Annotated in this window: 1 protein-coding gene; it reads right to left on the bottom strand. The window is 37.3% G+C overall.

The features are described 5' to 3' along the window. Window positions 1-519: 519 nt before the first annotated feature. Window positions 520-21369: a protein kinase gene (locus tag PHG87_06610; protein MDD5477848.1), complete on the bottom strand. Its 20850-nt coding sequence runs from the start codon at window positions 21367-21369 to the stop codon at window positions 520-522. Window positions 21370-21420 lie beyond the last annotated feature (51 nt).

Below are 21420 nucleotides of genomic sequence, written 5' to 3' on the forward strand. Positions count from 1 at the left end.
AAATAAGACAGCCGCGATTTTTTTAATTGAGCTAACAACTCCGGCGAAAAGCCGGAGTTGTTAGCTCAATTAAAAACCGTGGCTGTCTTTAATTACCTAACTAGAAAATTATAAGCTTCAGAAAAACTTTTAAAAACTATTTCTCTCAGATTCGTTGTAAAGTATACAATATTTAAAAGCCTTGTCAAGTATTTTTTTAACTTTTTTTCTTTTTTATTTATCAGAGCCAAAACCCTCGGGATATGCAATAGTTAAGTGATTAAAACATCCCCCGGATCATAGGCAACAATGTCATTTCTGGCCTCCAAAACGTAAGTTAGATAGGGAACGTTTCTATTTTTTACCAGAGTCATACTTTCTTAAAAAATAGACACGTTCCCTGGTTTTTCGCCTGTCAGACTCGCCTTAATATGAATTTAAAGTGCACTTATCCAGATTGGACAAATATCAAGCCAGAATGGACAATAATACGCTCTATTATTAAGATTGGACATAAGTTACACTTAATATTTCTGAAATCTATAAAATCATGACCTGGTTATGGTAGAGAAAAATATGCCAAATTAAAATTAATAGCAATGAATTCACGGAGAATAATAATTGTTTTATAGATATATCCGCAGGGATACTATTTTCAACTGTTTCCGCTGGTAATATCTCCTCTTGCAAAACTTGCCCCTCTTTATCTTCGATTTCTTTTTTTCTTACCGGCCACTCTTCAATACATTCTTTATTTCTACTTACCTTCTCTTTGTTCCCAAAGGGATCTTCTACCCAGTATTCTTTGGATAATATATCTTCAAATCTTTCGAAACTGACTTTTTTAAACTCTTCATAACCTTTTTCTGTATGAGTATCTGATGTATTAATTAAATAACTTTCTCTCCAAAGACAATAATCTTTCCATTTTCCAGGATGTAATTTTCCGCCTAGGCGTTCTTGCTGGTAAAAAATATAATCAATCATAAATTGTATTAACCGGTGATGATAACCATTTTTTTCAGAATCTTCCTGGTTCTTTTTTACTACTTCTAAAAGTTCCGGCCGTTTTTGCAAATCTATAGCCCCATCCTCTTTTAAAACTAAGCTAGCGTTGAATCTTTCTTTTATAGTTTGTGGTAAAACGATAAAATCCTGTGTCTCTCCAGGCTGCCCCTGTCTTGCGGCCCTGCCCTTTAATTGATAATCAAGCCTTAAACTTATTTGGCTTAAGGTTGTTGAAACCACAAATAGCCCCCCAAGCTTTACTGCTTCTTTAGTTAATATAATATCAGTACCTCTCCCTGCTATATTAGTAGACACAGTCACTGCGCCGATTTTACCTGCCTCTTTTACAATCTTTGCTTCATACTTTTCTGTTTTGGCATTAAGCACCTTATGTCTGATACCTTTTTCTTTCAGCATTCTGCTTAACCGCTCAGATTCACTATCCGATGCTGTCGCTGCTAATACAGGTCTTTTCGCTCTGTATAACTCTTCAATCTTATCAACTAGAGCTTGGTATTGAATTGTAGCGTTTAAAAATATTTTTGGAAGGAGGTCATCTCTTATGTTTGGTTTTCTTGTAGGAATTACGACTACATCAGAAATGCCATAAATTCTCTTTAATTCCTCCTTTGCGAAATTAAAATCAGCCGTGCCGCTCATACCAGATTTTTTCCTGTAAAATTGGAAGAATATTGGAAGGGGCAATGTCACTAAACGAGTATCTTTTTTAGTGTTGAGATTTTCTTTTAATTCCAATAATTGGTGAATTCCTAACGCGTACCTGCTATTTGGTTTTTTTCTTCCGGTTGACTGATCAATTACTTTAATCTCTCCTTTTTCCACTAAATAATGCACTCCTTTGCGATAGGAGATTTTTACCTTAAGATATGCTTTAATAAACTCCAAATTGGTTAATATCTCAAGCGATACCGCTGTATATTTACTGGAATATCCATACTCAATGGCATCTTTTGTACCATATTCTTTTCTCCATTTTTTGGTTAATATTCTGTTTACATTTACCTCTCCTTCAGAGGTTAATGTAATATTTCCTTTTTCAATTACATAGTCACTGCCTAATTTTAATTCTTCGGCTATCTGCTTTAAATATTTACCTTTGCCCCTTCCTACAACATAAGCAAACCCTAACGCTGAACCATTTAGATCAATAAATGAATAGTCTACTTCATCCAAAATGGCAAATGTCTCTGCTAATTGTGAATAAGATAAGTTTCCTCTAAGATAATCAAAACCCGTACTGGGAGTTGTAAATACTATATCTTTTTTGTAGACTTCTTTTCTAAATGGCCCTTCTATCTTTAAAATAATGGCCTTGATTGTTCTAAATGGAGATATTAACGAGAAAAGTTCTGGAATCATTAAATAAGCAAATAAAACCATTGCTATGACAAAAATTCCAGAAATTATCTCGCTCTCAGAAAATAGGAACGCAATACTAAAAACCATAAACAAAGGCATAAAAGACATACCAACTAAAAACACACCTAATAATATAGAGCCTAATACATCAGCAATATTATTTTTACTTATTCTTTTAGCTGTGCCTACGTCTTGTATTAGCCCAACGCTCAAACCTAGAAATTCATATAGCTTGCGTGTTTTTTGATAATCTCTCTTTGCCAGATAATCGTTTTGAGTGATAATATGCACTTTTTGGCTGCTTAAAGCGTGTAAATAAGCGGGTAACATCGCAACGTAGGTTTTACCCTCTCCGGTTTTTATTTCAGCTACTTTACCTTGATACATTACTATGCCGCCAATCATCTGCACATCGTATAATCTTATCCCTTTAAGCCGCCAAAATGCCTCGCGCACCACAGCAAATGCCTCGGGTAAAATCTCATCCCGTGTTTGGCCTTTATCAAGGCGAGCCCTAAATTCATTTGTTTTTTCCTGTAACTCTTTATCGGAAAGCTGCCGCATTCGCGGCTCAAAGGAGGTTATTTTTTCTACAATCGGTAGGAGCGCTTGAATTTTTATTTGGTTTTCTTCGGTGAGCTTCTGGATACTTTTTTCTAAATCTCTTTGCTCTTCTTCAATAAGATTCCGTAATTGTTTACCCGGAGGGCCGGTCTCTTTACCACTCTTTGCTAAATTCATCAAAAGTTTTTTTAACATATCTGAAATAATTGGGAACGTTTCCATTTTTTCTGCTTTTTCTCCCATCCCGCCGTCTAATTGCTCTTTAGCAGCAACATTTCCGGAAGTAAAAACAGATAGAACATTGTTATTATCCTTTGCTATCTCATAATTAACACTACGCTCTATACCCCACCCGCTCTTAATCTCCATTCTCGCTTCATCCAAAAAAATCAATTCTTTAGAATTCAATTCTTTTAAAACCCGCACACTACTTTCCAAAATATATAAGTTAATAGGAAAATCTAATATCGCGCCTGAAGCGCTCATCCCGTTTATTTTTCTTAAGAGGTCTCTTTCGGCAGGAGAAAGTATTTTATATGTATTAAACAGCTTTTCCCGTAAACCCGCTTTAACTCTCCAAACCCCCGCTTCGCCTATCTTGGACAAATCAAATTTTCCTTTATCGAAAATTACCAGCGGCTTGCCAATATCACGCCACAATTCCACGCTCCATTCATTCGGAGCCCAATTAGATATTCCCATATTTCGCAATCCCGCTGAAAATTCCAGTTCTGCCCTGTTTACTTCTTCCAGGCTGGCTTCGCTATTATAAACAATAACTAACCCATCAATATCCGAGCCAAACATTATGGTGTGCTTAGTAAAAGAACACGGTAGGACCGTGATACGGGTAATAATATCTTTGTAATCATTATTTATTTTGTTTACTAATCGGATAAAATCCTGATGAATCCTTCTTGTGCTGTTTGGGAAATCATCATCCAAAATACAGCTTAAGTTTTGCGTGTCGTAACCCAAGGAAGTCAAAAGATTAAGCATAGCTATATAAGCTATCCAATTATCATTTAAACTTATAATTTCAAATATATTACGGATTAAATCCTGTTTAGACAAAATAACTACTCCAGGCCTCTTGACCACGACATCGCTCAGCTTGTAAGCGGCTGATGTGTAAATAATAGAATTTAGTTCCTTATTCTTAAAAATGTCTCCAAGAAAAATAGCCGCCTCTTTAGCGATATTTTCAGGGGCATTTATGGCGATATGGCCTAAAATATTTATAGTTACGCTATAAACTGTCAGATCAAGGCCTTTTGTTCCTAAGATGTTCTTAAGAACGTTAACTGTATTATCTATAATAACTTCTGGCCTCATAGAAGAAATGCGGTTGAAGTTTCGGGAAATTTCCGCATACATCAAGGGCTCGAATACTTTTAAGGAAAGAATGGTTTCTAAAGCAAGAAATGCCTGTTTGGCAACTGGCGCAGGACATCTCCACACTATATCGCTCAGAGTATGCCCAGCCGCAGCCTGAACTGATAAATCTGGTTCTTTGGCGCTAAGAATGTTTTTTAAATAATCTACGGCAGTATGAGTAATAATTTCTGGCTTGAGATAGGTAATTTGATCAAAAGCGTTAATAACCCGGTATAATGACCGGGGATATTTTTCATTCTGGGCAAGAATGTTTTCTAAGGCAAGATAGGCTTGTTTAGATAAATGACCCTCAATACCACAGGCAATATTTACTAATATCTGAGCCGTTCCTAGATAATCACGGTGTTCTGATCCTCTCTTAAAGATGGATTCTAAAAAATAAACTCGTTGGGCTTGAATAGCCAGATCATGGGAATCGTAGGATTCATGCAAGTATGTTTGTTCAATTATAAAATCAATGGCTTCCGGGCTGTAATCTAATTCTGACAGGATGCTTCTTACTTTTCGTTCGGGGATATTCCAGATATTACCTTTAATGTGCAGGGCAACAGCAAAATCCTCTGGAGGGCCGCGATAAGAAATAATTCCTAGCTTTTTCGCTCTTTTAATTATTTTTGTATACGCGTTACCCAGCAACTCAAATTCTTCGCTTACTTCCGGATATTTTGCCGCAGCTTTAAACATATTCTTGCCTGAAACATGATGTTTACTATCTCCTAACCCACTGTCTAAATCTTTTTGTGATACCTGATGCTGTCTTCTGAGATACTCTCTATGCACCTTAAGACTTTTTCGCGTTTTATCTATTCTATCTTTATAAATAGCTAAATTTTTATCCATAAGCGGTATACCAAAAAGAAACCTTAATCCACCCTTTTTTAATAGCTCTTCTCTGCTTTTTTCTAGATGGCTTACTTCAATTTTATAATTTTCATAGCCAATAATATTTTTTTCTATATCATAAATTGTATTCTGAGCGTAATCTTTAAAAAGTTGCCCAAGAGATACTATTAATTTAGTAATCAGAAATATTGTCTCGAAATCTTGTTTATTTGGATTTTGCACAAATTTTTCTATTTCTTCTCCTAATTCTATTAACAATACATTTGTTTCAAATAAAGGCTTAAATTCTTCTTTATCTTTATCAAGACTACTAAATGGAATTTCATCATAAACCTGTTTTAGCAATAAAAAATTTACTTTTAGCTCGTTTTCTAAGCCTATAGGCGAACAATTAGGAAAAACAATAATTTTTTCTTTTTGCTTCCTATTGATAAATGTACTTTTTATCAGTACTCCTTTACTCGTAGCCACAACCTTATTCTCGCTGCCCCAAGAATAAGAGAAAGATTCTAAAATATTTGTCCTTGTTCCTAACAAATCTCGAAAATCTTTAAGATAGTAGTCCTGGCAAAATAGTACTGACTGTAAATCTTTAACTCCCATTTCTTCTAATTTTAAGAGAAGATACTTAGCAGTTACCGTACCTGTAGGAATATGAGAAAGCGCCAATACAATGTTATTATCTTTGCATCCTTTTATAATCAACCCAGAACACAGATTAAAAGGAACAGGCTTACCCCCTGAAGCTATCACCTCCTCTGATTGCATATCAGAAATTATCACTGTCCAGCCCATAGTCACATCGATTAGAATTTTATCTTTAGTGGCATAAACCTCAGGAGGGGCGATAGCCTCATCTACGTTAAGTTCCTCTAATCGTTCTGCGAAGAAGAATTTAAACTTATTTAACTTTTCTTGATCGTTGACAGGTTCTTTGTGTCTATTGTAAATTAACTCCTTTAATAGATCATATCCTTCCATTACATTTTTAAGCTGAGCTTCGATTGCATTGTCCTCCAAAGAAGACGCAACCGCCCCGCCGTCTTTTTTCGGAAGAACTTCCTTAAGTAACTTAAGAAAAAATTTATCCTCTGGCGATAATTTAGTACACCCATTATTATCTTTCTTTAAAAACACTCTGTCGTATATATTTAACTCCCCGTTCCTTCTCTCCACAAAAAGCTGATAATTCCTGCCGTCATTAATCCGCATATTTACCGATGTCTTTTCACAGTTAATTTCAAGCGTAACCAAATTTTTTCCTGCAAAAACTATCAGCGTCATCCCATCGTCGCTTTTTTCAATCTTGACCGTTTCCAAACCCAGCAGGCCAAAATTCTGCTTTAGAAATTCAGAAAATTTATTCCAGCCATTAGACGGAACTTTGTTCCAATCAAACAAATACTTTTTATCTAATTCCAATGACACCCATTGACGGTATAAAGCCCTATCTTCTATCCGCTTCAAAGTATGATGCTTAAATAAATACCTGGCGTCCTTAAGATAATTTTTTAGATATTCCTGCAATACCTCTTCTTTCCGGATGTTCTTTTGCACAAGAAATTTTATCCAATCCCGATTACTGCCATAATTCTTGGATAATTTCCCATGCAAATCATCCAAATCTACTATACCGCTCTCCGTAAATTTAATAATAGTTTGATCTACATCATTAACCTCATTATTCAAAGGAAAATTCTCTAAAGAATGCATATCAGCCAAAGCCAACGTAATGTTATATTCCCGGAGTATTTGTTCAAAACTTTTAATATACTCCCAGGGCTTCTCTCCCTTTGCCTCCGGCTTAAATCTGTCTTTTATCTCATTTAAAAAACTGACGATAACATCAGCTTCATTATCCGTCAAAGAGACGCCGATGTTGCTGTCAGGACTAACCCCAAACCGTATTAAACAATCCCTGGTCTTTTCCCCGCCGTCTTTGTTGAAGCAATTTAAGCGAATAAGGTTAAAACAATCTTCCTGGAAGCTTTCCGCCTCTTTTTTCGTAGCGGACGACTCATAAAATTTAATCTGCAGGAAAAACCAGCTGATAATTTCTGATGGATATTTGAATTTATTACTAAGGATTTTGTTTATTTCGCCTTTAGGAATGTTGAAATAGAACTGGCCGTTATCTAGGCGGCGGGCAAGGGGGTAAAAAAGGGCAGCGATATGGCGGATTCCCGGAGGGCCGGTTATTTTTCCTGATTTTTTCAGATACTCCAAGTTGACCCTATAAGCCAAATAACCCGCATATAGGAAACTCTTAACTATAAAAAGATTGGTAAACCTTGCGCTACCGGCAATAAACTGGCCTGCGGGAGTAAAGTCGCCGCCGTCCTTTGCTTCGCCATCGCTTGGGATAAAAGCATCTCCTTTTTTATCTCTCAACTCAGCAATTACTCTTTTTACTGCCGGAGTTCTTTTAAGAAAATTAAGCCTGTCTGCCTTTGACATAATTCTCAATAAAACTTCCAGATCATCAAAACCGGCTAATTTCATATAAAATAAACCTATTTTATCTGCCCTTTTTTCTTTCCACCAGCTAACGTATATCGGAATCCAGAGAAGTTGTCCGATTACAAATAATGCTAAGCTTAAAGTTACACTCCATCCGAAGAATATGCCTACCATTGTTAAAGCTACAATTGTAATAATCAATGCGTAAAGCAATAAGACCTCTATCCCTAATAATCGGCTTTGCGTCCAATGAGCAATTTCATGAGCTATAATAAAGGCTATTTCTTTATCCGATGCGGTCCTAAGATCTGGATGTAAAAATCTGGGTTTTCCTATATTCAGATGAACTTCGCCGACTGCACCTTTTTCTCCCGGTTTTAAAAAACTAGTATAAATATCGGTATCAAATATTATCGTCACAACGAAGTTGCGCCCGTGACAACGCTTTGCAGCATCTACAATAATTTCTTTTATCTTTTCTATTCGTTCTCGTAATCGTACTTCTTTAATCTCAGTTTCATCCCCCGCCCCGCCGTCGGATCCTGCTTTTATGGCTTTAATTTGTTCTTCGACTTTAGGCCTGATCTCAGCGGGAAGCTGACTAAGTAATTCTGGACTCCAGGGATAAAGGGCAACCGCTTTAGCCCAAAACTTAATCGCTTCTTCAATAGTAGAGAAAATATCTTGCTCATCCAAAAAGGAAATCAAATCTCTGCGCAGAGGTTTAACATTTTCTAAAAAAGTAGAGCGACTTTGAGTTGCAAAGATTAACAGCCGCTTTAATTTTTCTTTTTCTTCTTGAGAAATATCCGCCTTTTCTATCTTCTCACCAATGATAGACACATTAAAATAAACTAAGAAGCGGCTGCTAAGAAAACCCAACCTAAAATTAAAGTAGCCATTTTCAAAAAGCGCAATCATCAAATCTCTTAATAATCCGATTAATTCGGGGGTATTATCTTTTATAAGAGCAGCTTTCTGCCAAAAACTTTCAAAGCCTATGTTTTTAAACAGCTCAACAAATTCATCGGTTAAACCATTTATCTTTACAAGAGGATAACCCAAGCCTTCAAGCAGAATCTTTAATTCGCTAATTTTTATTGTGAGGAATTCCGGTGAGGGCTGTTTTATGCTTGGGGTTGGCGCGGCTGTCAATAAACCAGCTTCTTCTAATAACCCATTCTCGCGTAAATAATCTCCGAATCTTATAAGTAAAATGATGAACAACTCAACAACAGGCTTATTTAAATATTCTTCATCCAGGAAAATACCTTTATCGGGTAGAAATACTCCTGAAAAAAATTCAGATGGCCCGGCGCGCACTCTTCCCGAGACTCTTAAGTACTCTATAAACATATTCACCGGCTGATCGCCAAACACCCACCTCGCGTTATCCCAAGCAACCCCTAAATTTTTCTCAAGTTCAGCAAAATCAATTATCTTTAGATAATTCCATTCTCTGTTAACCCTCTCTTTTTCCGCTTCCGTTTTAGATTCCCCGGCTCCGCCATCTTGAAGAATAGAATCATCTCTTGCCACAGAAGGGTATCTGGTTGTGCCACTGCCTGCACCCTTACCACCGTCGGTCTTAGGTTTTATATCATCTCTGTCTTCTTTTTTATCTTGCCGGCGTTGAAAGCTCGGGTCTCTGCTGGTTATTTCACCTGTTTTAAGATTTATATATAAACCTCCATGGGGTTCCCAGCTCGTTCCCACAAGAATATAACCCGGAGTACCGAAAAACAAAGCAACAGGAAAATCTTCTTCGCTGTATTCAACAAATATTTTTTTACGCTTAAATGGAATCCTGCCAAGTAATTTATCTAACAATCCGCCGGGAGCTTCGATATACACCCTTGGTTCCAATGTGAAATAAAAATAAAGCCATGCTCTAAACCACGGAAATATCTTTTTTTCTCCTTCAGAAAGTTGTAAAAGCTTGCTTAATTCTCCTGCTATCTTTTCTATCAAGGAGCCGTCCATCTCTTTATGGATATATTTTTGGGTGGATAATTTTATATCTTCGGATAATTCTAATCTCATAATTGCGCCGGTAACAAATTTTTCCCAATCCTCGACTAAAGAATAACCGTGCTTAGTTACAACCTCATTAATTTGGGGGATATTTTTAGTAAAGACGTTAAGATAACTTTTTATATCTTCAATCTCTCCCTGCATTAATTGATTTATCTCGATAACCCGAATTATTTTTTTAATACGCTCGCCTATCTCCCAAGATTCATGGTCTCCTTTCTGAAGAATAAGACTCATCTCTTCTAGCGTCTCTACAAACTGCTTTGCTGCGGAACCGCCGTCTTTGGGAATAGAACCATAACCTTTCCTACGATTTTCTTCCGTTAGCTGATATGCCGAACCTTTAACTTTATAAAAAAATCTTTTAATTTTGTGAGGGCTTTCTGCCCGCATTTTCTTTAATTCCAGCCTACGCGAATTAAAATAATTCATTTCATCTTCTATCTGTTGTCTTGTTAAAGAAGATTTTTCTTGTTCAAACTGCGAAATTTCTATGAGACCCTCTACAGCTTGCTGATAGACTATATCTTTTTCTATATCTAGGCGATATTGTATATCTTCGAGTTCTTCGCCTTTAAATATCCAATGCATTAAACCTGCGATAGAGGTTGGGGGGCCCATTATATATCTTGCTTGAGGAATAATATCTCGCATAGAATTAACAAGGTTTTTCTCCTTATCCTCGCCCTGGCCAGCTTCACAGGAATAAAAAACTATTGCGCATCCGTATAAAAATTTATTCTGAATCTCTTTTAATCTATGCAAATTTTCTAAATTTATTTCTAATTCGGCATAAAGATCCCCTAATTGCTTTTTTATTTCATCTACTAATTCATTCCCTGCTATAGGAATAGATCCATTTTTTACTTCAGTTTCTACTGTCTCTCTTATGAACTTATCCTTAAATCCTTCGATAACTTCCGGTGTTAAGCCCAAATTAATAGTTTGCTCGTCACCGTCGCCGTGTCCTATGACAACTAATAAAGAAGCCGTCTGTTCTTTAGTGGCATCTTTGACGCATTCGATTAATTTAGTAACAGTGTTAACCTCTTCATAAAATTTTATTTCATAATTATGGATTTCCAGGGTTGCAAATAAAAATTTATGAATCGGTGTAGATTTATTGCTTAATAAACTATCTGCTTTCGGGCCAATTATTATAGCTAATTTCTTCTTTAATTGCGCCCCGCCGCCGTCTTTCTGCTCTTTACTCTTCCCCTCATAAGGCTGTTCTTGGCTGTACTCTCTTGCCCTTGGTTGATATACAAACTCCAGCTCATAAGGTGAACGCTGTTCGATTCGCTTTCCTTTCATTTGGCTGAGTCTTTCATAGGCATTGGCTGAACCTTTCATCATCCTGATATGTAAGCCAGGAATTGATAATTTCTGCCCATATAAAGTGTGAAAGTTTCCTGCGCCCTTCGCAATATAAATACAGGCATTACGCCAAGCTTCGCAGAATTCTAGATAATCTTCCGCTTGGCTATCTTCATCTAGAGCGCCGCCATCCTGAAGAACAGAGGCGCTCAACCGGCCCCGTTTCCCGATTGAGCGGGAAACAGTTTCCGCCTTTACAGAAGCGCCATTAATTACACTTACCATGTCGCTGCCTTTATTTTCCTGATTTAACCTTATTCTTAAATTCTCAAAAAATTCTTTTCCTTCTTTTTTTTCTTTAAATCTTCCGATATCGTCTTTAGAAAGCCAGTGATTCTCTAATGCCTGAAATTTAGGGAATATTTCGTTCGGATAAAACATAATTCTTTTATTGAGTTCTGCAATAACATATTCTTTTTCTACGTCATTGGAATCAGAAGACAGGAACCTCACAATCAAGCCCAAATAGTACGAAGGCCTTTCTATAGTGCTAATCTTAATTATATCCGCATCAAAAAATGCTTTCTCCTCAACTTCTGCTGCTATCCCGCCGTCTTTGCCCCAATAATTCCACCCCGCCATATTTCTATCAAATTCTTCCCAATCAATTTTTTCTCCTCGGCTGATGCGCCTTCTTATTCTCTCGATATAGTCCCGCTTAGACTTAATGTCCTCCGTAGGCTCGCCCTCCTGCTCTCCTTCTATAAAACCCAGTCCTGATAATACATTGCTAATATGGTTTAGCTCTAATTCGATCAATTTATTAAAATCGCCTTCTGCTTCCCTGCCCTTATAATCTTGCCTCAATTCAGTTATGCGCTTTGAGACCTCATTTATTTTTCGGGTTAATTCTTCCATCTGGGTGTTATAGCGAAATACCCTTCTAGCGTCTTGGTGGCTATAATTATTCGGGCCTTCCTTGCTATCTTGCCGGAGTTGAAGGATTGAATCTTTAGTTATCTTACCTGTTTTAAGATTTATAGATAAACCTTGGGGAACATTTTTAACAAAGGCGCTAATATAGTTTCCTTCCTTTAGGACGGAACTCGTCTTTTTTAACATCTCTACAAACTGCTTTTCTGCAGAACCGCCGTCCGGGATTAAATTGTTTTTTGTTACTTCTATATCAGGATAATTAATCCTCGTTCTAATTTTATCCTGGACTTCCCGTACTGCCTTTCTTACCAGATCAATTCTATCTGACTTCTCATCAGGCAAAAAAACGGTAATTTTTCTGGCCATAAACTTGGATAAATGATTTAAATATGGTTCGGATATCTCTAATTCCTGTCTCAATACTTTTCTTTCACGCGCAATCTCCGCATAAAGTAATCTTATAAATTCAGGTATAGTGTTTGATTTCTTTTCTTTGCTTATTTTTATTTTGATTATCTGTAAAATCAAGGCCGTGTCCCGCTCCGGGCCAATCATGCCATCACTATCTTCTATTATTTGCTTAAATCTATAATCTTTTTTTATATCTTCCAAACATAACTGCCATGTGTATTGTTTAAAAGATTTATACTTATCTAAAGGCAATTCTTTAGGATGAATACCATAAGACAAAGCTTCAAACGCAAAGACATGAAACCTTCCGATTAAACCAAAAGCATCAACAAAATCAACAAATTCCCCCCTTTGCCTTAGTATTTCCGCTTTCTTTAATAACGTTTGTTTTATCTGCCGATATTTCATAGCATCACTTAAACAACCATATTTCTCATTCTCCTGCGAGCCGCCCCGAAAGATTTCTTTGTACAGGCTGCCGCCGTCTTTTCCATTCCAACCCTTCTGGCCAGCCATTCGTTCTTTAGGCATCCTGTAAATATGCAATACCAGCCCGGTGTTTATTCCCTTAATAACCATTTTTTTCAACGATATGGCATCATAAAATTCGGTGCCATCTTGCGTTTTTAAATTTAACCTCTCCCTGGCTGCCCAAGTAACAATGCTTACTTTACCGTGATTTTCTATGATTATATCCCCTGCTTTGAATCTTATTTTGGCGAAAATTACCTGCTGAGTCAAATCTAAGGAAGGACTTTTTGTTTTTTGGGGTTCGTTAACAACCTTTAAAACATTTTCTATGAATATATTGCCAATTTCTTCTATGCTATCTTCAAGATCACAGAGTATCTCCGGTATTAAATCAACAAAGAGGTCTTTTATCCTGGCGCGGTCTTCCAGAGCCTCCAAGCCACCTCTAAGGTAAACTTTTCTTGCCTCTTCCACTGCTTCCTTTATATCTGAGTAGAAATCAAGTTCCGGCATCTGCTTTGAAATCAAAGACCAATTCTTCCGGATAAGGTATTTCCCCTCTTTAATTCCCATAATGCCTAAGTTTAGATACCAGGCAAACTCTTCCCCCCGCTTGATAACCTCCGCGTTATACCTCATAACCGCTTCCACTAAATTAAAATGGATATCTCCCCAGGTAATAACCATCCCATCGTCATCCCGGCATAAATGAACCACTTTATCGCCGATTTCAAAAAACACGTTAGCTTTTGTTTCCCCGCCTTCTATTTCAAACAATATCTTCCTCTTTACGATTCTACCTTCTGCGTTTATTGTGACAGCGGCAATACCTGTATTTTTATTCCCCGCCGTGAATCCTCCGGGCAAAGCGTATTTTTTTAAAGACTCCTCTCCTTCCAATATCGAAAGATTATGCTTTACAATCTCCGAAGCCGCGCCGCCATCGTTTTGCTGCTTATGGAACTTTTCATTAAACCTTGCTAAAAATAACGGCCAAACAGCCTGATCAAATTTGCAATATCCTCTGGCACCCGGTATAATTACGCCTAATTCCCCTAATCTTCCGATGGTCCTCAAGGACACCCTGAAGACCTCGATCTTCATAATATTTTTTTGTAAAAGATAATCCTCTAGATTTTTCCTCTGGAAACCTTTCTTTTCATATCCCCAAACTTTTATTATGTATTCGATTACTTCCCATTCGAGAGAAGAGCCGAACAAATTGCTCAAATACAACTCTAAATCCGGCGGCAATTGGATTACCGTATTTTTAGACGGCTGATTATTCCCGCCGTCAGAATCCCCCTTTAGATACCACAGCAAACTCTCAAATAATTGATTATTTTCAAGATGCTTGATTTCTGGTTGCAAACTTAATAATGTTTTTGATATCGGTTCTTTCTCCGCTACTGTTAACCCATTTATTTCCCTTGCAATGCATTCTATGCCATACTTTCTTAAATAGCATCCTATATAATAACTCATGAAAACTACGCTGAATTTTTTGTATTTCAAATCATACGCTGCTTCTTCGGTTAAAATTTCACAGGGTTCAACCCATCTCGTAGCATCAAACCAAACAAATTCATTTATCCTGGCTGCGAAATCTATTTTTTTAGGAATATCCGATAATCCAAAGTCTATAATTACCGGGTCTCCGTTTTTATCCAAAAGAACATTGTCCGCGGCGATATCACCGTGAATAATTCCTGCTTCGTGCATCTTAAAAACCTCTTCCGCAAATTTAATCCCCATTTCTCTAATCTTCTTATCGCTGATTTTTTGCCTCAGCCTTGCTTCCAAGGTAATTTCTCCTTTATATTCCATAAATAGATTATTTTTATTTTTGGCCTTACCGAGAAACTCCGGGGAATTAACACCGGAATAACTAAGCAGATTCATTATTACCATCTCTCTTTCGAGAATAGACTCCGGATCATGGTTATTCTCATCATATTTAGCCACCATCTTTATGTCTTTCCCTAGAGGAATAACTCTTATATTAAGCACTGTTACTTTCGCGCCCAGGAAATATCTATCGCAAGATATATCCAAATCTCTAATCGTATATTTACCCGCATCTATCCCTATTTTACCAGCCGCTAACTTAATTGCATCCCAAGGGATATTAAGTTCGACAACCTTAGAATTACCATCCGGCAAAATAAATTTGTATAACATAAATAGCTCCCAATCACTTGTAACCTGCGGAACATTTCCACTAATAAAGAGGGTTTTCTGTTCATGCCCGCCATCTTTTCTTGCCGCCCCCAATAGTTCATTTAATTTTATAATCTTGTCTTTATCCTTATATTCACTCCTGATGAATTCGTTAATCGCATCCTGAGTAAATCCTATGTCTTTTATCTTTATGAGCTCTAATACGCAGTGAAGGACGCGGATGTCATTTATATCCTCAATGACCGGCAATTTATCCGCTCGCAAAATTATGTTTAAAGCGATGGTAATTTTATATTGCAGATGTTCGATGGGCTTATCAAGCATCCTTTGAAAAATAAATTCGTTATAATTTCTTATCCAGAAAAGGTCGTCAATAATCGTCCTTTTCTCATTATCAGCCATATAGATAAAATATAAATTCTTATTCGCTAAAGGATTACCCATCCTTAACCGTAGCTGAGCGCCTGCCCCCTTTATGCGCTCAAGCGAAACAAGAAGCTTGGCGGACCTTTTTGCCCCTTCCCCGATAGATTTGATATCTTCTTTGCGTTTTACATCACCCTTAATAGCAGGGTTAAATCCGGAAATCCATTCTTCCGCATTTTTGATTGCCCTTTCAGTAGTATCCGTATACGAGTTATATTTGCGGTTAATATTATTTACGCTCCCCAGCCATTTACGCAAATCTTTCATCGCCTGCTCTGTCTGCTCCCTGGGAGAATACCCTTTGGATCTGAATACTTTCAATTGGAATTGAACCGCCCGCGGCCTTCTTTTATAACGATTATAATTAGGGACAAGCACAATCCCGCCGTCTTGTTTTTTCTGGCTATCGGTATAAATCTTTTCTATTTCCTTTTGTTCCATCCCGAAATTTTTCATAATTTCAATGAAGCCTTTAAGATCAAGAGGATAGATTCCTTTAAATAAACAGTGATTCAAAACTTTAAGCGCAAATAAATAATGCGCTTTTTCATAATCGATAAACGCCCTAACCATCCAAACTTTGCCATTCAGGACTTCACATATAAGCTCTCCTAACTTTTCTCTTATGTGATTATCTTTTATAAAATAACCCTCTCCTATCTTTTTATCCCTTAATTCAATTATTTTTAAAGTTATCTCTTTCAGATTATCTATACCTGCCTTTCTTTCCTTTAGATAGAATAAATAACCCGGGTGCAAATAATAAAACCATTTATCTCCCGCATAAAAATTCTTCCTAATCATCTCCTGGCTGATTCCCAGGCTATGCAATTCTTTTTGGATACGCCATATTTTAAACGGCAAGGTCATTTCATATTGAATACCTTTCCGGAAATCGTTTAACGGCATTTCCCGCCATTCTTTAAATATAAACTTCGCCGCCAGCGCGCCGAGCGTAAATATAAATAACGATAGATTAGCGTGGCTATATAAATAATCTTTAATGAATACAGCGGTTACTACTATTACAAGTGAATCAAACGCCATCCCTACCGTAAATACGTTTTTGTCTTTCCCGCCGCCATCGTAAAGCGAAAAAACAACCCCTGACGCAACAATATTCTCCTTGCGTTCTTTCATTAATTTTACTACTTCTATCTTAAAATCTTCGCCTAACGCGGGATACTTTCGTAACTCTTCTTTAATTATCCTAGTAAACCGTTCCCGGCCGATATGAAGCGCTCTTGCTCCAGGAGCATTCTTATGTCCCGCTTTTATATATTCTTCTTTTATCTGTGATATTGTTGGTGTATTTTTGCTCTTATGTTCTTCTATTTCTTGCTTAAACTCCCTGGCAATGGCGCGGCGATCCACTCCTGCCTCTCGGTAAGTGGGCGCCACTTCAAAATTATTCTTCTTCAATATTCCCAGGGCCTCTCCCCTCGAATAGCCGCACTTAACTTGCCTGGCTTTCTCATTTATACCTGCAAGCTCAAATAGAGTTCCTTCAATATCCTCTATCTCTTTATTAGTATTGAGGTTATAATTAATATTTTTACCTTCGCCTTTTCTTGCAATTACAAAATTATGCTCAATTAAGTCTCTTAGCTCCATTTTTATTAGTTTATTTCTAAAGACCTCTTCTATCGCATCCTGGTTTATTTTGGCTTCCGCCATGCCGCCGTCTTTTTTATTCTCAAGTAAAGAGCGCCCCTTCAAGCTTAATTTAAGGGGGCAACCTGGTTCGTCATCAAAGAAATCGCGTGTTTCTTTGGCTGTTTTTAAAGCCATCAGTAATTTAAAATTTCCATAAGATCCTAATCTGGCTATAAGGCCGCTTTTTGTCCGTTCTTTCGCGGGGATCCCTTCTTCAGGGATTTTTCTCAATATTTCAAGTTCTTTTAGGCTAACGGCAGCTTCTTTTTCTATCTTAGGAACTTCGGAAGTTTTTATGGAAGATCCTGTTTTTCTCGGTTTTTGTGCATCTGCGGCCTTTTTAGGTTTTTTAAGGTGGCTATTTTTAACAGGTACGCAAGTTTCTTTCAATATCTTGCGAGAAATAGGGTTTACGCTAGTTAGAATTTCCCAAAGTTTATCCCTATCCGTATCAATAAGCTTTTTTAGATGACGCAGATGAAATTTAACATTTCCTTTGGTCGTCTGCGTATATTTAGCTATATCCGGGTTATTCTTACCTAACCTATCCAGTATAAACACAGAACAGAAATTTAATTTTTGTTGCGAAATCAAAGACTTTAGTTCTTCACATCTATCCTGAAAGTTTTTAAGGAGCTTATAATATTCTGCTTGAGATTTTACAAACGCTGTCTGCTCAAGCATTACATTTTCATCATCCAGCCACCTGGAAAGCCCCTTTTCCCAAAGATAATCCGTTGTTATTTTGCCCTCTTTAAGCCGCATGATAAATTCCGTAAATTTTGGGGTGGTATCAAATTTCTCATCCACCAAACCAAGCTGTCGCGGTACTTTGAGCGTCTCTGATTTCATTTCGCCTATTGCCCTTCCCCGCAATGTTCCAAGCATAACCTCAAGCTGCCTTCTCGTGAAAAAAACTTTGGGTTCTATTTTTACAAATTCAGCTACTAATTTATCTTTGGCTTGGCCGCCGTCAAGGCGCGCTGAAAAATTACTTATGCCTAAAATTATGTGAAATTTGCGGTTATCCCTATTAGCTCTTTTCTCAAGCTTATCCATCATTTTTAGGCAATGAGCAAACCCTTTCTCGGTAACCTCAAGTTTCTCCAGTTCTTCCCGCAAACTTTGTTTCAGATGATTGCCGTTATTAATCCAACTTAATTCCTTTTTTGCCAAGCCGATCGTCGTTTTATCCATCAAGAAATCCATAAAAGAATCAATTGTGAATTTCAGGGAAATAGATTTTCCGTTCTCTATGATTACAGGAGGCTCTTTTCCGCGATAATTTTCTATAAAATGAAGCAGGGCATTCCTTAAATGCTTTGCCGGATGCGAATTTTCTCCCAGGAACACTATATTGTGAATATTTTCCAGTGGATTCTCGTCAGAACCGGCAAAGGCATACCTGCCGCATAGCAGGCTCCTTAAGTAGCAGTTTTCTTTTCCAATACCCAGTATCTGATAATATAAATCGGAAAGCAAGGCGGTGTGCTTAAATTCAAAGGCAGAATCTTTATTTAAAGCATCCCATTCCTGGAACACGGCCTCCTTTATGCCTTTGATAATTAATCTTGTAACCCTTATGGGATTACGGCTGAAATACCCTAAAGTCGTGCCCCTCTTTACGGAAACCTCATAAATGCCGGAAATCTCTCCGGCGATTTCCCTTAATTTGTTATCCGTTATTAAATCCCCCCAGCCTTTGGAGCGGCGCAAAGCCTCTTCTATTTCTCTTAAAGACACGAATACTGCCTTTTCTATTTCCTCATTGCTATGATGCAACAATACTAATGATTTAAGGAAAAAACGCTCAAACGAATAATCCCCAAGATAGTTTTTATTCGCGGATATATATTGGGCTATTTTTAAGTAAATATTTATTAAGTACTGGCTTAATTTAAGCGAATTTAAATATGCCCTCCATCCTTCTTGAGACAATGTCCCGGGCATATAATGCCGCCAAATTATAGGCATCGCGGATTTATAAGCCCCTCTTCCTTCCGTCTTAATTTGAACTATCGTGCCAAAAAGAACTGATCTTTCTATGTCTCCAGGCGATAATTCTTTGCCTGTTTTTTCGCTTACTTTGGTTTGCACTGTTTGCAGTTCAAGAATGTTGATTTCGGTAATGTTGGCCTGAACCGTGGATTCTCTGATACTAACAGTCAATCCTATTTTTTGTTTGCGGTCGTAAATAAAATAAATTATGCCTGGACTGTATTTTTTATAAATATAGACTTTATTATCCAGGCCTCTGGCAATCTTTTTTAAGGCCTCTTTAACCGCCTCTTCTGAAATTTCGGGTTTTAGCCTGGACTTTAAATTCCCATCCAATCCCCAATTTACCGATTCGCTATCCCAGAATACCCTTGGCCATAAAGATATGCCTTTGACCAACAGATCCTTATCCGTTATCCCTTTATCCTCTATTATGGAATTCAGGACCAAATTGAGTTCTGCGGCAGAATGTATCCGCGCAAGTTCTACGAATTTGTTAATTTTTATTTTGGTAAAAAATTCTAATATGCCAGGAGAAGATTCTATCTCCTGTTTAGAAATCCTTAATTTCTCTTCTCCATTTTTTAATTCCAGATAGATTTCTTCATAAAGGCTCAAGTTTTCGTTTACCCCGCCGTCAAAGACTTTCGCGCTGCCGCCGTTAAGTAACCCCGCTCTCCAGTTTAGATTGGCAATAGTTTCATTTTCTTTCCCGGCCAACTCAGGATAGAAACTGCAAATTGTATTCTTTTGAACCAACGCTCCTATACTAAGCCTATAGTCTATTAATTCCTGGATCCCGGCTGGATCTCCTTTTTGTCTTAATAAACCTACCGCTCCTGAAACAAAATAGTTGGGAATTATTGTATCTTTTCTTTGCCTTAGTTCTTCTAGATACCCTCGCAGCCCGTTAGATAAGCCTTTCTTGAATCTTACAGTGTAACCGATTTCCCCCCAGTCTAAAATCAATCCCGAAACTATCGCGCTGTCGAAATCCAACTTTAAGGCAAAAAGCTTTACAATCTGTTCTAATCTATCGTTTTCATAACAATGCGCAATGGTGAGCACATCTTTAATGTTAGGATAGGTATCGGCTATGCTTTCAAAAATAAACATTAAAGCGTATTTTCCAAAACCCCGCTCTACCAAATAATCTTTCTTAATTAACAATTCTTCAATCAGCGTATGATCTTTATTGATTATAAAATGTAAAGACGCAACTACGCGGTTATTTGCTTCGCCGGTAAGTTCGCATTGAACCTCGCCGCTTGGGAGAAGATATTTTTTAATGGCCATATTTATTTGCGATAAAGGAATTATCGCATCTCTTCCGGCCTTGCCGCCGTCTCTGATATTAAGTTCTTGGCTTCTATTTAATACTTCTTCCAGATTAATGTTTCGGTCAAAAATTGTTGTCCATCCATTAGGAGCGGAAAAAACAAAACTGTTTATTCCCGAAATTCTTTCTGAAAGATAAAGCGCGGCTTCCCAGCGTGCTTTTTTATAATCCCAGGTGCGAGGGCAAGTTACTGTTTCCTTTCCATCAATTGTTAGTACATATAAATCACTATATCCGGTTATACAATATTTGAACAACAAACCTTCCTGCAACACGAAATAGTCACCTTTTTCTTCTCCCCTTCGCTGATTACGCATAACGTATTCAAAATCGGCCTTGGCAGGCAATAACCCAATCCAAAGTTTTGGCGCATGTATGTGTAGATCAATTTTTCTTTCTCTTCCCTGATATATTCTAATAGGCGTTACTTCATAGTCAATATCACCAAACTTATCTCTTGGATTGCTGCCTGTTTTTATAAACTTTTCGATTTGTTTTTCACACTTTAAAACCACTAATTGGAGTTCATGTTTGAAATTTGGCTCATACGAATACAAAATCATAAATTCAGCTAAATCTTTATTTAAAATATTGGCTTTAAGCTTAATAGCGGCGTCTTCTAGCGTTACAGCTTCATCCAATTGCGCTATATTTTTAATTACTGTCAATTCTTCCCAAACATTCGAGTCTTCACCATGCGCTATATCCTTATTTTCTCTAAATACTTCCCGAACAAAACTCAATAAAGCAGATAAAGACACTCCTTTAAGCGCTATCCTGCTGCTAGCTAACCCTTTATTAATCCATAAGTTAACTTCCTGCCTACCGCCGTCAAAGTTAAACGGGACAACAAGAGGCTGAGTTCTTTGCCCGGGGCGAAACACTTCAATACCAAATAACTCTCTATTTTTATTAATATAAGCGATAAAGCCTTCCAGAACCTGCCTCTCTTTCCCAAAGATATTCATTCCGGCGTTAAATACATCAAGATAAATTTGATTTTCTTCAGGATCAATATC

The organism is Candidatus Omnitrophota bacterium (assembly GCA_028716245.1).
Taxonomy (GTDB): Bacteria; Omnitrophota; Gorgyraeia; order Gygaellales; family Profunditerraquicolaceae; genus UBA6249.